This window comes from Actinotignum inguinis (assembly GCF_051265835.1).
GTDB classification, from domain to species: Bacteria; Actinomycetota; Actinomycetes; order Actinomycetales; family Actinomycetaceae; genus Actinotignum; species Actinotignum timonense.
In genome coordinates this window covers 53,212-67,438 of sequence record NZ_JBOZDP010000006.1, presented here as the reverse complement: position 1 = coordinate 67,438, position 14,227 = coordinate 53,212, and the positions used below count along the sequence as shown (strand labels likewise).

Genomic DNA, 14,227 nt, shown 5'->3' with positions numbered 1-14,227 from the left:
CGCCCGCCGTTCCGCGGCGTTGGCACGCGGCATTTCGCGTCACAGAGGCGGGGGTATGGGCATAGTATACCGAGGGCGCCGGGCCGGCTCCGGGACTTGAGTCAAGGTCACTATGTACAGGAACGACGGCGCGGCAGCCGAGCTAGCAGCTCGGGGGCTGCCCTGTTAGCGCCCCTCCCTCACCTCCGCGATCCGGTTGCACAGCGCGGCCACGGCATCCTCATCATTGGAGCCGATCTCATAGGCGGAAATCTCCTTGACGGCCGCCACCGAATTGGACGGGCAGATCGCCACGCCCACTTCGCGCAGCCAGGGCAGGTCATTGGCGGAATCGCCAATGCCGGCGGTGCGCGCCACCGGAACGCCCAGCCCCTCGAGGATGGTGCGCAGCGCCACCCATTTATCGGTGGCCGGGCTGGTCACTTCGATGGTGCCGTCATAAGAGCGCGCCGCGTTGGGGAATTCGGCCGCGAGGTCGGCGCGGATGCGTTCATATTCGGCGTCGTTCGCGAACAGCGCGGCCTTGAGGCGATCCTCGTGCGGCAGCGCCTCCAGATCCGCCACGATGGGCTGCTCGCCTTCGTTGCGCTCGGCCAGCACCCGCACCGCTTCACCGTCCTCCTTCGCGAAAAGATGGTCGCGCCCGAAAATAACCAGCTGGAGGTCGTGCGTGCGGCAAAAGTCGAGGATGCGTGCGTAGAGCGCGTCATCCATAGGTTCGTACGACGCCGCGCCCGCCGCGCCATGCGCATATTCCCGCACGGATGCCACCGCCATCGCGCCGCTCGCCGCGATAAGCGGGCCGTCAATATTGGCCCGCTCGTAAATCCCGACGGTAGCCGGGTATACCCGGCCGGTCGCCACAATAATCGCGACGCCGGTGGCGTGCAGCCGGGCCAGCGCCGCAATCGTGGCATCGGAAACGTGTTTGTCATTGCGCGCCAGGGTGCCGTCCAAATCGAGGGCCAGCGCGTCAATGGTGAGAAGGTCTGCGGGAAGCTCAGCTTCCAGGTCCACATGAATAGCCATATCTCCACGGTACGCTACTCGCGCGCGCTCCGGGAGGGGCTGCACCGCCCGCGGCCCGTGCACCGGGCAACCGACCTGCCCGAACACACCCGCGACCCGCGCGGGCCACGCCCACACCCGGTGCAGCTACCGGTGGCTAATCGTTTCCTTCCCGTCCTTCCCGTGAATTTCCACCAGCTGCGCGGTGGCCGACTGGCCATCCGCAGCAATCTCCGTAATATCAATCGTTAGGGCCAGCTCACCCCAGGCCGGATCCGGGCTGGCCGGCTTGGGGGTCTCACCCGGCCGGGTCACGATTTTCGGGTCCACAGTTTCCAAGCCCAGCTCCTGCGGCGAATAGCTTTCCAAGCCGGCGATAGTCACCCGGGCTCCCCCGCATTGCGGCGGGTAGCTCTCCAGGAACACATCGCACATGGTGGCCACGCCACCCGACATAATGACCCCGCCGCGCACCTTCACTTCTCCGGTGCCGTGCGCGATAGCCTCAGACGGGAACTGCGCGGTATCCCCCGGCCCGCCCGGGAGGGGCGTGGCCGATGGCGGCGTCGTCGTATCACCACTGCATCCACCCAGGCCCGCCACGCCGCAGAACGCGGCCACCGCTCCCGCGGCTAAGGCCATCATTTTCGTGCTCCGCATCTTCTGCCTTTCGTTTCTGAACCCGCGCCGAACGCGCCCGCGAATCCGCCCGCGTTACTGGTAGCTCACGAAGGCCGGGGTCGGCTCCACCTGGGTGTAGGTTTCCTCCGGCGTGAGCATCGGTTTGTCCTCATCGTAAAAGTTCTTCCAGCCCCACGCCACACCGGCGGGCGCGTGGCTGTGCAAGGTGCGCCAGGTGTCCTGCTTGGCGGGCTGGCTGCCTTGGCCGTCGGCGTGAATGACCAGCGCGACTTCGGCACGCGACTGGTCAAGCTGATCAACATCGCGCAGCATCTGCACCTGGAACTGGTGCAGGATCACGACTTTCTGCGGCAGCTGATTCTCCCGCACAAAATCGGCGAGCCACCGCACCGTCTCGTTCACCTCGGCAATCTCCACGTGACCGATGCGCTCAAGCGGGAAATCCTCCGGGCCCAGGCGCCATTCCGGGTCCAGCGCGATGCCCACATTCGGGTAGCGCAGCAGCTTCTCATAGCGTTTGACCTGCTCAGGGAAGCTGGAACGCCCGGGCTGGAAATCGAGCACCACGTACTGGCCGTGGCGCGCGGCCGCCTCAATATAGGGCACGAAAATATCCGGATCCCATTCGTGCGAATAATTGCCATCGTCGCCGGGCTGCCCGGCCGCCACCGTCACGATGAGCTCCATCGCGGGGATCACCGTATCCTCCGTGAGCGCGCGGTACGGCTGGGCATGCGCATCGGCGCGCGCCGCGGTTTCCTCCACGCCCTGTTCGCCGAGCACCCCGAGCGCGGCCGTGACCGGCGAACCGTAGAGCGCCACGTACCGCTTGCCTTCCAGCACCAACTGCCCGCCGCCGGGTAGTTCCGTGCCGCTGCGCGCCGCGGCTAACTGCCACGAAAGATCCGGAAGGGCGACGCCGAAACTGGCCACCGCCGCCTCACTTCCCGCGAGCGCCTGGATAGTTGCACTGCTTGCGCGCGGATCAGGATGTGATTCGACGACGGCGCCACCTGCCGCGCGCACCGTGGCCAAGGTGGCGGGATTCGCGCCATCAGTAATCGCGGGGAATGGAGCGGTGGCGGTGGCCGGCAGGTAGTGGATATCGGCAGGTGTGAGGTGGGTTGGGCCGGTCTGAGTGGGCTGGGCAGTGCCGGCCGGCTGCGAGGATTCTGCGGGCTGCGAGGATTCCTGACCCTCCGCGGGAGGGTACTCTTCGGCTTCGCCGCTCAACCAATCCGGCTTCGCGGTTCCCACCAGGAAGGTATGCTGCACGCCGAGCCGCTCAAATTCCGCGGCGAGGGCGTTCCCGCCAGCCTGCGCTTCGGGCTGCTGATCCGCTTCGGGCGCACCCTGCGCTTCAGGCTGCGCTTCCGCGCTCTCCACCAGGAAAACCGGCACGCCCAGCGACCCGGCCAGCTCACCGGCCTGTTCTACCGAATCCGGGCCGCTCAGCACCGCAACGTGGGCACTGGCAAAAAGCGCGGCGGAGGCGGCAATGGCGCCTTCCGCATCCGCGGTGGGGAGTACCAGGTCCGCTTGCGGTGCGCGATGCACGGCAATGGGGCCGCGCTCCTCGGCGCTCGGCTCGCCGCTACATGAACTGAGGCTGAGCGCTAATACAAGGGCCAGCACGGTGAGCAGGCCGAACGAGGCCAGGTGCGGGCGGCGGGAGGTGCGCGACAATGTGAATGGCGTGGTGGCGGTGCTGGGTCGACGGTGACGATGCGGCACAAAACTTCCTTCCTTCGGCGCCTTTCCAGAGTAGCGATAATGCGCCGCCCGCGCATCCCCCACGCATCCCCGCCCGCGCGCTACCAGCCCACGGTGCGTTCCGCGGCCAGCCCCGTGTCAAGCTGCCCGCTACGCCAAGCCACGCCGGTGCCTACTCCGAAAGCGGCTCCTCGCCCACCTCCGCTCGGTAGTCGGCGAGAAGCGCTGCCGCGAAGGCGGCGTCGTCGGAATTAATGGAACGGAGCACGCGGGCCGGAACCCCGCCGACGACGCTCCCCGGCGGGACGTCGCGCAGCACCACGGCGCCGGCGCCCACCACGGAATTTTCGCCGATGGTCACGCCGCCGGCGATGGAGGCGCCCATGCCGATCCAGACGTTATTTTCGATGGTGATGGGGCGGCCGTATTCGAGGCGCGTGGCGCGCAGAGCTGGGTCGATGGGGTGCGAGGCGCAGGAGATGGTCACGTGCGGGGCGATGAGCACCCCGGCGCCGATACGCACCGGGCACAGGTCCAGAATCACCGCGCCGGTATTGATAAAGGAGCCTTCCCCCAGGCTGATATTCACGCCGTAATCGCAGGTGAACGGGCGCACGATCTGCGCGCCGGCCCCGAAACCGCCGAGCAGTTCGCGCAGGATGTGGCTCGCGCGCGGGCTGCCCCAGGCGGCGTCGGCGTTGAATTCTTCCAGCAGCGCGATGGCACGTTCGCGCACCCGCGCTTGGGTGGGCCCCCAGCGGTAGAGGCGGCCTTCCACCATGCGCCGCCATTGCACGTCAGTTTCTTCGCCCGGAAGCGGGCAGCGGGAGCGTTCGGGCAGCTCAGCGACGTGCGGGCGGGCAATATGGCGCGGGTTTCGGGGAGTTTCTGGCATTTTTCTTCCTAAAGTTGATGCGCGGTGCTAGCGACGGTGCGCGGTGGTAGCGACGGTCGAAAAGCAGTACGACGACGCCCGTGCGGGGCGAGTAGTGACCTACCCGCCCCGCACGACCCCGGAGGAGTGCAATTCCGGAGATTATTTCTTGCGGTTAGCAACCATATCGAAAGCGACGGCAAGAATAACCACGAGGCCCTTAATGGACTGCTGCCAGGCGGAATCGACATTGAGAATCGACAGACCCATATTGAGCACGCCCATAATAAAGGCACCAATGATAGCCCCGGAGAGCCGACCGCGACCACCGGTCACCGCCACCCCGCCGATGAAGGCCGCGGCGATGGCATCCAGTTCGTAGCCGTTTCCGGCAGTGGCCACGGCCGCACCCGCGCGCGACGTCGTCACAATCCCCGCGAGCGCGGACAGCACGCCCATATTGACGAAGACGAGGAAGTCCACCCGCTTGGTATTGACGCCGGAGAGCTTCGCGGCTTCCAGGTTGCCGCCCACGGCGTAGACGTGCCGGCCGAAAACGGTGCGGTTCATGACGAAGGCGTAGATCATCACGAGCACGCCGATAATGACGAGCACAATCGGCGTGCCGCCGGCCGAGAGCGAAAGCACGTAGGCCACCGCCATAATGCCGACCGCGAGGATGAGATTGCGGATCCAGAAGCTCGCCGCGGATTCGAGCGGGGCTCCCCCGCGGGCGCGGGCCCGGCGCTTACGCAGCGCGCTGACCAGCATCCCCGCCACGGCCAGCAGGCCGATGAGGAGGGTAAGCACATCGCAATCACGCAGGAAACTCGGGGTGAAGAATCCAAGCCAATTCGGTAGCGAGCCATTCGCGATGGAAACGAAGCCGCCGGGCAGGCCGGAAATGGTGCGTTCCACCAGCACAATGGCCAGGCCGCGGAAGATGAGCATGCCGCCCAGCGTCACGATGAAGGCGGGGATGCCCACGTAGGCAACCCAGAAGCCCTGCCAGCAGCCGATAAGAGCACCGATAAGAAGCCCGGCCACCACCGCGACCGGCCAGGACCAGCCCATGGAATCCATCATGAGTGCCACAACGCCACCCACGAAAGCCACCACCGAGCCGACCGAGAGATCAATATGCCGGGCAATAATGACGATCGTCATGCCGATGGTCAAAATAAGCACGTAGGCGTTCTGCTGGATGAGGGAAGCCACGTTATTCGGGGCGAGGAGCAGGCCCTTCGTGAGGACCTGGAACAGCAGAATAATAATGACGAGGGCCAGCAGGATACCGTACTGGCGCAGATTAATGCCACCAAGTTTCGCGCTGCCGCGGTTGGCAGTGGCCGGATCCTCGGATTTCTTCGGCGCGCGCACCGCGGGAACAGCGCGTGTCGCGACGGTTGCGGTTTCGGTGCCGGTTGCGGTTTCGGTGCCGGCAGCCCTCGCGCCGCCCGCACCGGCCGCGCCCGTGGTTACCTCAGGTTTCTCGCTCATGCTACCTGTCCTTCCTTGCGTTCACCGGCCATGTAGCTCATGAGCTTTTCCTGGCTCGCGTCTTCGCGCGCGAAGCAGCCCGTGACTCTTCCGGCGTTGAGTGTGTAAATGCGGTCGCAGATTCCCAGCAATTCGGGAAGCTCGGAGGAAATTACCAGAACACCCTTGCCCTGGTCCGCTAGTTCGTTAATGATTTGGTAGATTTCGTATTTCGCGCCGACGTCGATGCCGCGCGTCGGTTCGTCCAAAATGAGGAGCTCCGGATCGGTGTACATCCATTTGGAGAGCACTACCTTCTGCTGGTTTCCACCCGAAAGCGAGGAGACCAGCGCCCGGTTCGAGGAGGTTTTGATCCGCATCGACTTCCGGTAGCCATCCACCACCCGGGTTTCTTCATGTTCGTCGATCACCCCGCCGCGCACGAGTTTGCGCAGCGCAGCGGAGGTGACATTGAGTTGCACATCTTGGATGAGGTTGAGCCCCAAGCTCTTGCGATCTTCGGGAACGTAGGCGATACCGGCCTTAATGGCCTTGCCCACGGTGGAGGTATCCACCTCCTGGCCGTGCATGCGCACCGTCCCGGAGATCTTTGTTCCGTAGGAATGCCCGAAGAGGCTCATGGCCAGCTCGGTACGCCCGGCACCCATAAGCCCGGCGATACCCACAATTTCCCCGGCCCGCACGTTAATCGCGGCGTCGTCCACCACTTTCCGCCCGGTATCGAGGGGATGATAAGCGGTCCAGCCTTCCACCTCCAGGAGCATCTCCCCCGCGTTAGGGGTGTGCTCCGGGTAGCGGTTGGTGAGCTCACGGCCCACCATATGGCGAATAATTTCCGCTTCGCTAATGGCTCCCTCGCCCTTCATAGGCCAGGTGCCCACCGCGTGACCGTCGCGAATAATGGTGACATTATCGGCGATCTCCGCGATCTCGTTGAGCTTATGGGAAATAATGATTTGGGAAACGCCCTGCGCCTGGAGCTGGCGCATGAGGTTGAGCAGGTGTTCAGAATCGTCATCATTGAGGGCCGCTGTGGGCTCGTCAAGAATGAGGAGCTTAACGTTCTTAGATAGCGCCTTCGCGATTTCCACCAGCTGCTGTTTGCCTACGCCCAGGTCCACCACTTCCGTGGTGGGGTCGACGTCGAGGCCCACTTTGGCCAGCAGGATCGCCGCGCGATCATTCGTCTTATTCCAGTCGATAGCCCCGAAGCGGGTAATTTCGGAACCGAGGAAAATATTTTCCGCCACCGAGAGGAAAGGCGAAAGCGCCAGCTCCTGGTGGATAATAACGATTCCGGACCGCTCCGAATCCTTAATGGTGGAGAACTTGACCGGCTCGTGATCGTAAATAATCTCACCTTCGTAGGTGCCGTGCGGCCACACGCCGGAAAGCACCTTCATAAGGGTGGATTTCCCGGCGCCGTTCTCCCCGCAAATCGCGTGGATTTCCCCGCGTTTGACATTGAGGGTCACGTCGTCGAGAGCGCGCACGCCGGAAAAGTCCTTGACGATTCCGCGCATCTCCAAAATATTTTCGTCTGAATACATGGCGTCCTCCTACTCGAGGCCGATCTCGGCAGCCGAGTAGTATCCGGAATCCACCAGCTTTTCGCGCGCGTTCTCCGCGTTAATAACCACCGGTTCGAGCAGGTAGGTGGGAACAACCATCATGCCGTTCTCATAGGTTTCGGTGTCATTGACGGTCACGTCTTCACCCTTGACGATCTGGTCCACCATGAGGGCGGCCTGGTCGGCGAGCTTGCGGGTATCCTTCCACACGGTCATGGACTGGCGGCCCTTGACGATATTCGTAACATTGGCCTGATCCGCGTCCTGCCCGGTGAGGACCGGCCAGGTGTCCTGGGTGTAGCCGTCCGCGTCGAGGGCCTGGGTGATGCCCAGCGCCAGCGCATCATTGGGAGCGAGCACCGCATCCACGCGGGTGCCGCCGCGGTAGAAGGAGTTGAGGCGCGTTTCCATTTCCGCCTGCGCGGTGGGTGCCATCCACGCCTGGATACCGATCGACTGCCAATCTGCTACATTCGCGGGGGCCTTACCGGAGGGCACCACCAACTGGCCCTTATCGAGGTAGGGCTTGAGCTGATCCCAGGCACCTTCGAAGAAGTAACGCGCGTTATTATCGTCCGGCGAACCGGAGAAAGGCTCGAAATTGAAGGGACCCTTGCCCTGGTCCAGGCCGAGTTCCTTGACGATATATTCGCCTTGCATCTGCCCCACGCGGTAATTATCAAAAGTCACGTAGTAGGAGACCGCATCGGTATCGCGAATAAGGCGGTCATAAGCAATGATCTTGATACCGGCTTGCTTGGCCTGGGCGAGCACCGGCGCGAGGGCCGAACCGTCAATCGAGGCCACAATAATGACCGCCGGGCCTTCGTTAATCATATTTTGGATTTGGGAGATCTGCTGTTCCACCTTGTTATCGGCGTACTGCATCGAGGTTTTATATCCCATATCCTGCAATTGCTTTTGCAGGTAGTCACCGTCACGCGACCAGCGTTCCAGGGACTTAGAGGGCATGGAAATGCCGATGGTGCCACCACCGCTGCGACCGTAGTACTCATCGCTTCGCGTGGCGGAGCACCCGGCTGCGGTGGCGAGCACGAGGAACATCCCCGTGATCATCGCGGCTATTTTCTTCAGGGAAATCTTCACCGGAGCCTCCTTGCTCTGTGTGAGAAGTGTTAGGGAACGACGGCGCAGCTCGCGCTATCGTCAATTCGTACGCGCCTGTATATATGTCCGCGGTGGATTCAGGCGCGGGCGGCGTGCGAGCCCGGCAGGCATGGCACGCCGAGGTAGGCGTGGACAATCTGCGCGGTGAGCCCGGCGTGCGGTGGGGGTGAGCCGCGAATCGCACCTCACCCCCACCAACCGGGGCACAGCGATAGTCGGGAGGTGGGCTTATATGTGGCCACCCACCTCCCCGCGACTTTTAGCCAATAAGGTGGCGCATGGCCTGCTGGTAGAGCTCAACGTAGTGGTATTCGCGCGCGGCCAGAGCTGCGACGTCGTACTTCTCCGCCCGTACATCATCCAGGCTCTCACCTTCGGCCACGGTGGGTTCAGCCAGTTCGGGAACCGAGGCAGCTTCCATGATTTCCTGGGTGCGCGGGTCGGCGCGGAAGGCCTTCGCCTTCTCCGCGAGCATGAGGTACATTTCCATATTCGCGGCCGCGGATTCCCATACGCCTTCCAGACCTTCGGTACGCGAAGGCTTGTAATCGAAGTGGATGGGGCCTTCGTAGCGCGGGCCGCCGTTGGAGAAGCCGTTGACCAGCAGATCCACCGTGAAGAAGGCGGAGGCCAGATCGCCGTGACCGAAGCACTTGTCCTGGTCGTAGCGCGGGCCGGCCTGGCCGTTGAGGTCGATATGGAAGAGCTTGCCGGCGTTGAGGGCCTGGGCCAGCCCGTGGGTGTAGTTGAGGCCGGCCATCTGCTCGTGCCCGGTTTCCGGGTTGAGGCCGACGATATCGCCATTATCCAGCTCGGCAATAATGCCGAGGGCGTGGCCGATGGTGGGCAGGAAGATATCACCGCGCGGTTCGTTCGGCTTGGGTTCCAGGCCGATCTTGAGATCGTAGCCCTTCTCCTTAATGTAGCCGGCTACCGTATCCAGGCCTTCCTTGTAGCGCTCGAACGCGGCGTTGAGATCCTTGGAGGAATCGTATTCGGTGCCTTCGCGCCCGCCCCACATCACGAAGGTGGTGGCGCCAACTTCCGCGGCCAGATCCACGTTACGCAGGATCTTCTGGAGGCCGAAGCGCCGGATCGAGCGGTCGTTATTGGTGAAGCCGCCGTCCTTGAAGATGGGATGGGAGAAGGTGTTGGTGGTGACCATTTCGATGGTCAGGCCGTTGGCATCGGCTGCTTCCTTGACCTTGCCTACCCGCTCGGCGCGCTCAGCATCGCAGGCGTCGAAAGCGAAAACGTCATTGTCATGGAAGGTGATGCCCCAGGCGCCCAGTTCGGCGAGCTTTTCCGTGTAGACCCACGGGTCCAGGGCCGGGCGGGAATCCCCGCCGAAGGGATCGGTTCCGGTCCACCCCACGGTCCACAGACCGAAGGAGAACTTATCTTCTTTTGTAGGCTTTCTCATCGTATGCACTCCTTTATGCTGATGAACAACTACTTTGTTCACTTCCAAAACTAATTCGGGAAGTGCGCAGTGTCAATAGCTATAAGGTAAATCTCACCCGGAGAAATTCTGTGCGCGCTTTTCTGGCGGGTTAGTTTTAGGCACAAACAAAGTGGGGTGCGCTGGCGTGGGCCGGTGTGCGGGCCATTACAGGCCATTGCGGGCCGTTGCGGGCCGGCCCCTAGGTAAGTTCCGGCTCCAGCCAGGAGTTGGGATCGCCGAGGAAGATCTCAAAATGCTGGAGGCATATCCCGATGGCCGCGGCGGTATTCCCGTGCTCATCGACGAGCAATTCAATATCCTTCCAGCGCGAAGCCAGCACCCGATATTTGAGTTCGGAGCGCAGGATCATCTCCAAGCGGGGGTAGAGGAGGGCGAAGTTTCCACCGAAAACCACCGTGTCGAGATCGAGGAGATTGAGGGCGTTCGCGAGGGCCGATCCGAGGGATACCGCAGCCAGATCAACAGCATCTCTCACACCAGCATCCCCGGCGTCGAACCTTTCTATCAGTTCGCCCACGCCCGCTTCCCGCTCCAATCCGGCGTTCCGCAGGAGTGCGTCTTGACCCACGTACTGCTCCAAGCATCCGTTGGAACCGCAGCCGCAGCGCGGCCCGGAGCGTTCCACGCACATATGCCCGAATTCCCCGGCCCAGCCGTGCGTTCCTTCGAAGACTTCACCCCCGGCCACCACCGCGGCGCCGATGCCGACCTCGCCGGACACGTAAATGAAATCGCGGGTGGCCGAGAGTGCCCCGGGGCGCTGGTAGAGCACCCCGTACGCTGCCGCATCAGCCTCGTTCACGACGATCACCCGGCCAAGATCCGCGATGGTAGCGTGCAGCTGGCTCACCATATCAACATCCGCCCAGCCCAAGTTCGGGGCGGTCACCACGATCCCGCGGCCGCGATCCACCAAACCGGGAACGCATAGTCCCGTGCCCAGCACCGTGGTGCCGCGCGGGCGGGCCCACCTCCCCAGCATCTCGCTGAGCGTCTCGCACACAATTTGGGGGGAGGCCTGGCGGGAATCGCGCTGGTCCACCGCGGTGAAAAGAATATTGCCGGCCAGGTCCATGACCACCACCGAAAGGTAGGCCAGATTCACTTCCATCCCGATCATGACCATGGTCTGCCCCTTGGCGACCAGGGGGTTCGCAGGCCGGCCCACATGCGGGCGCACCGGGGGCAGCTCTTCGATGAGCTTAACCTCCAGGAGGTAATCGACCAGGCGAGACACGGTGGCACGGGTGAGGCCGGTGCGGGTAGCAAGCTGGGCGCGCGAGGGCGGTTCCGGACTGTCTAAGACGGATGCCAACACCGTTTTGGTATTTTCCACCCTCAAGCTCTGCGGTGTTTTCCCGGTTTTGGTCACGCTCCCGACCTCCCTGCCTGCTGGACTTCTATTTGCCGGACCTCTGCCTGCTGAACCTTTACCTGCCCGACTCTCGCGCATCTCATTTATCATAGTGGAGCTGCGCCACTGGATGCGGGCCAGAGCATAGCGCGAACCCTTGACACGCCCACGCCCCCACATTAGTTTTATTTAAGAACAAATACACGGAGTGGTGTACGCCGGGCGGGTTATCCGGCGCTATCTCACCCTTTTCCTCCGTGCCAGCCCGCGGCGCGACACCGCTGTCACGCCGCCCACTACTAGGAGAGAATATGCCACTCGTCGCCGGAGTCGATAGCTCCACCCAGTCCACCAAAGTCCTCATTATTGATACCGAGACCGCGCAGATTGTGCGGCAGGGCAAAGCGCCTCACCCGAACGGAACCGAGGTGGATCCGCAGGCCTGGCTTGATGCGCTGCGCGCTGCGATTACCGTGGCTGGCGGGCTCGATGATATTTCCGGTATCGCCGTGGGCGGCCAGCAGCACGGCCTGGTAGCCCTCGATGCCGCCGGGGAGGTTATCCGCCCCGCGTTGTTGTGGAACGATACCAAGTCCGCCCCCGCCGCGCGGGCCCTCACGGAAGAATTCGGCCGGGAATTTTGGGCGCGGGCAACCGGCTCCGTTCCGGTCGCTTCTCTCACCGTCACAAAATTACGCTACCTGGCTGATGCCGAGCCGGAGAACGCCGCGCGGATTAGCGCGATCTGCCTGCCCCACGATTGGCTCACCTGGAAGCTTTCCGGCTCCACCGATCTACGCGATCTGGCCACCGACCGCTCGGACGCTTCGGGCACGGGATACGTGGATTGCACCACCGACGCCTACCGCTACGATATCCTCGCCGCGGCGCTGCGCATTCCCGAGTCGGCCGCGCGGGAGATTATTTTGCCGCGCATCGCCGCGCCTTTCGAGGCGGTGGGGAGTCTTGATGCACAGTGGCTGAGCAGCGGGACCGCCGCCCGCACGGTTCCCATTGGCCCGGGCGCCGGGGATAATGCCGGGGCCGCCCTCGGTTTGGGATTGCGCGGCGGGCAAGCCTCGCTTTCCATCGGAACCTCCGGGGTGATCGCCACGGTCTCCGACCACCCGGTTCAGGATGCCACTTCGGGCGTCACCGGCTTTTCTGATGCGAATGGCCAGTGGCTCCCGCTCGCCTGCACCCTCAACGGCTCCCTCATCCAGGATTATTTCCGCAGCATCCTGGATGTTTCTTTCGAGGAGCTTGGCGAACTAGCCGAATCCGCGGCGCCGGGCGCGGGTGGAATCACCCTGATCCCTTATTTCCTGGGCGAGCGCACCCCGAATCTTCCCGGTGCCCGCGCGCATCTGGGCGGTTTGACAATCGCGAATTTCACCCGCGCGAATCTGGCCCGCGCCGCCTACGAAGGCCTGGCCTGCCTCATGCGCGGGGCCCTCGAAGCGCTGCGGGCCGGGGGCATCACCATCGATAACGCCATGCTTATTGGCGGGGGTGCCCAATCGCGGGTGCTCGTCCAGATCCTCGCGGATGTGCTGGAGATTCCCCTCGCCCTGCCCGAACCGGGTGAATACGTGGCCAAGGGGGCGGCCTACCAGGCGGCGCGGGTGGCGGGCCTGGACTGCCCGGCCGACGCCTGGGCTCCGCGCATCACCGCCCGCTTCACACCGCGCCCCGGCAACCCGGCTTGGCCCGCTTACCAGGCCTTGGCGCGTACCCTGGAGAACGTGGGAAGCTAAAGGAGGCGCCCGCAGTTGCGGCGTCGTCGTACCCGGGACTACAAGGAAGAAGGACCATGATCGTCACCACTGAACGCGAGTGCGCGGGCCGGACCGTTACGCTGCGCGCGGCCACTCGCGGAGCCACCCTGCTCAGCTATCGCCTGGGCGAGACCGAGGTTATCGACGGCTACCGCAACCCCGCTGAGCTGCGCGAACTTAACGGTTTCCGCAGCGCGGTACTGGTGCCGTGGTCCAATCGCATCCGCGCGGGGCGCTACCCGGCCGCGCTCTATCATGGCGACGACGCCGCCGTGCGTGCTCGCCTCCACGCCGAGGTTCCGGTAAACGGCGTTCACAGCGTGCCGGCGCCGCTTCCCGATACGGAACCGGGCCTACACGGCCTCGTCACTACCCGGGAATTCGAGGTCATCCGCGCAGACAACGGCGTTCTTGAATTTGCCGCCCGCGTGGATGCGAACAGTGTTTACCCCTTCGAGCTTGCCGTAAACATTGTTTACAGCATTGGGGAGGATGGCTCCTTGCACGTGCACTTACGCGCCGAGAACCTCAGCGAGGTAGCCGCGCCGGTGGCGCTTGGGTGGCATCCGTATTTCCGGCTCGCCGGCCCGCTGGAGGATGCGCGCCTGAGCCTAGACTGCCGCGCGCGTATCGCCACCGATGCCAAGCTTATTCCGTACGACGGCGCCGGCGCTTTCGCGCCGTGCGAGCCGCTCGCAGACTCCCCCATCGACCCGGCTACGGATTGGGCCTACGCGCGACTTGCTGATAGCGCCGGGCCGGATGCGGGCGGGGCCGGGGTTGGTGGTGATGCGGTCGGTTCGTCCGGTAGTGCGGACGGTGCTGCGGACGGAAACGGTGGCGCCGGGACGGGCTGGAATGTGGCGCGCTTGCACACCAGAAATCGCGAGGTTGCTCTGTGGGCGCGCCTGGGTGACTGGCCGTCGAAGAATTTCCATATTTTTGCAGGCTCCGGGCTGGCACGCGACGCTGGTCAAGCGGTGGCCATGGAGCCGTGCCAGGCACTCCCCAATGCCTTCAACCGGGCCGAGGGCCGCGAAATGCTGCTGGAACCGGGCGCTAGCCGAGAGCTCGAAGCGTGGGTTGTGGTGACGGAGGTTGCTGGCGCGTAAGTGGCAACGCTACGCAGGGGAGCCGAACCGGGGAACCGTTCAGGCGTGGCTTGCGTAGGTGTCGCGGTGTGCGTGGCGCAAA

Annotated in this window: 11 protein-coding genes; 2 read left to right on the top strand and 9 right to left on the bottom strand. The window is 63.8% G+C overall.

The features are described 5' to 3' along the window. Positions 1–165: 165 nt before the first annotated feature. From ACRQFC_RS04870 to ACRQFC_RS04830, 9 genes are all read right to left on the bottom strand, one after another. The gene (locus ACRQFC_RS04870; protein WP_101595459.1) at positions 166–1,029 is read right to left on the bottom strand and encodes an HAD family hydrolase; all 864 of its coding nucleotides are present in this window, start codon (positions 1,027–1,029) and stop codon (positions 166–168) included. A 126-nt stretch (positions 1,030–1,155) separates the two neighbouring features. After that, the gene (locus ACRQFC_RS04865) at positions 1,156–1,668 is read right to left on the bottom strand and encodes a hypothetical protein (RefSeq protein WP_087069731.1); all 513 of its coding nucleotides are present in this window, start codon (positions 1,666–1,668) and stop codon (positions 1,156–1,158) included. 54 nt (positions 1,669–1,722) lie between these two features. After that, entirely contained in the window at positions 1,723–3,384 is a 1,662-nt protein-coding gene (locus ACRQFC_RS04860) for a hypothetical protein (protein ID WP_087069732.1), read from the bottom strand. A gap of 151 nt (positions 3,385–3,535) precedes the next feature. Further along, entirely contained in the window at positions 3,536–4,258 is a 723-nt protein-coding gene (locus tag ACRQFC_RS04855) for a sugar O-acetyltransferase (RefSeq protein WP_284883595.1), read from the bottom strand. A 141-nt stretch (positions 4,259–4,399) separates the two neighbouring features. Next, complete coding sequence (gene mmsB / locus ACRQFC_RS04850; protein ID WP_435713751.1) at positions 4,400–5,737, bottom strand: multiple monosaccharide ABC transporter permease; 1,338 nt, start codon at positions 5,735–5,737, stop codon at positions 4,400–4,402. Beyond that, positions 5,734–7,287 carry a multiple monosaccharide ABC transporter ATP-binding protein gene (mmsA, locus tag ACRQFC_RS04845; protein ID WP_435713750.1) on the bottom strand — a complete coding sequence of 518 codons (1,554 nt, stop codon included), beginning with the start codon at positions 7,285–7,287 and terminating at the stop codon, positions 5,734–5,736. Before mmsA ends, mmsB begins: the two co-directional genes overlap by 4 nt. 9 nt (positions 7,288–7,296) lie before the next feature. After that, positions 7,297–8,415, bottom strand: coding sequence for a multiple monosaccharide ABC transporter substrate-binding protein (gene chvE, locus ACRQFC_RS04840; protein ID WP_320755981.1), 1,119 nt, complete (start codon positions 8,413–8,415; stop codon positions 7,297–7,299). A 280-nt stretch (positions 8,416–8,695) separates the two neighbouring features. Next, a complete protein-coding gene (gene xylA, locus ACRQFC_RS04835) occupies positions 8,696–9,859 on the bottom strand; it encodes a xylose isomerase (RefSeq protein ID WP_320755982.1) in 1,164 nt (387 codons plus the stop codon). 220 nt (positions 9,860–10,079) lie between these two features. Beyond that, positions 10,080–11,216, bottom strand: a complete 1,137-nt coding sequence (locus ACRQFC_RS04830; protein WP_320755983.1) for an ROK family transcriptional regulator — start codon at positions 11,214–11,216, stop codon at positions 10,080–10,082. Between the two features lie 350 nt (positions 11,217–11,566). Between ACRQFC_RS04830 and xylB the strand changes: the two genes are divergently transcribed. Continuing rightward, the gene (gene xylB / locus ACRQFC_RS04825; protein WP_320755984.1) at positions 11,567–13,012 is read left to right on the top strand and encodes a xylulokinase; all 1,446 of its coding nucleotides are present in this window, start codon (positions 11,567–11,569) and stop codon (positions 13,010–13,012) included. Positions 13,013–13,068: 56 nt separating this feature from the next. Then, positions 13,069–14,145 carry an aldose 1-epimerase gene (locus tag ACRQFC_RS04820; RefSeq protein WP_320755985.1) on the top strand — a complete coding sequence of 359 codons (1,077 nt, stop codon included), beginning with the start codon at positions 13,069–13,071 and terminating at the stop codon, positions 14,143–14,145. The last annotated feature ends 82 nt before the right edge of the window (positions 14,146–14,227 follow it).

What these genes read in the sequence shown, in the direction of transcription:
- ACRQFC_RS04855 (WP_284883595.1), bottom strand. Translation starts at nt 4,258, where the DNA reads ATGCCAGAAACTCCCCGAAACCCGCGCCATATTGCCCGCCCGCACGTC.
- xylA (WP_320755982.1), bottom strand. Translation starts at nt 9,859, where the DNA reads ATGAGAAAGCCTACAAAAGAAGATAAGTTCTCCTTCGGTCTGTGGACC.
- ACRQFC_RS04865 (WP_087069731.1), bottom strand. Translation starts at nt 1,668, where the DNA reads ATGCGGAGCACGAAAATGATGGCCTTAGCCGCGGGAGCGGTGGCCGCG.
- ACRQFC_RS04820 (WP_320755985.1), top strand. Translation starts at nt 13,069, where the DNA reads ATGATCGTCACCACTGAACGCGAGTGCGCGGGCCGGACCGTTACGCTG.
- mmsA (WP_435713750.1), bottom strand. Translation starts at nt 7,287, where the DNA reads ATGTATTCAGACGAAAATATTTTGGAGATGCGCGGAATCGTCAAGGAC.
- xylB (WP_320755984.1), top strand. Translation starts at nt 11,567, where the DNA reads ATGCCACTCGTCGCCGGAGTCGATAGCTCCACCCAGTCCACCAAAGTC.
- ACRQFC_RS04870 (WP_101595459.1), bottom strand. Translation starts at nt 1,029, where the DNA reads ATGGCTATTCATGTGGACCTGGAAGCTGAGCTTCCCGCAGACCTTCTC.
- mmsB (WP_435713751.1), bottom strand. Translation starts at nt 5,737, where the DNA reads ATGAGCGAGAAACCTGAGGTAACCACGGGCGCGGCCGGTGCGGGCGGC.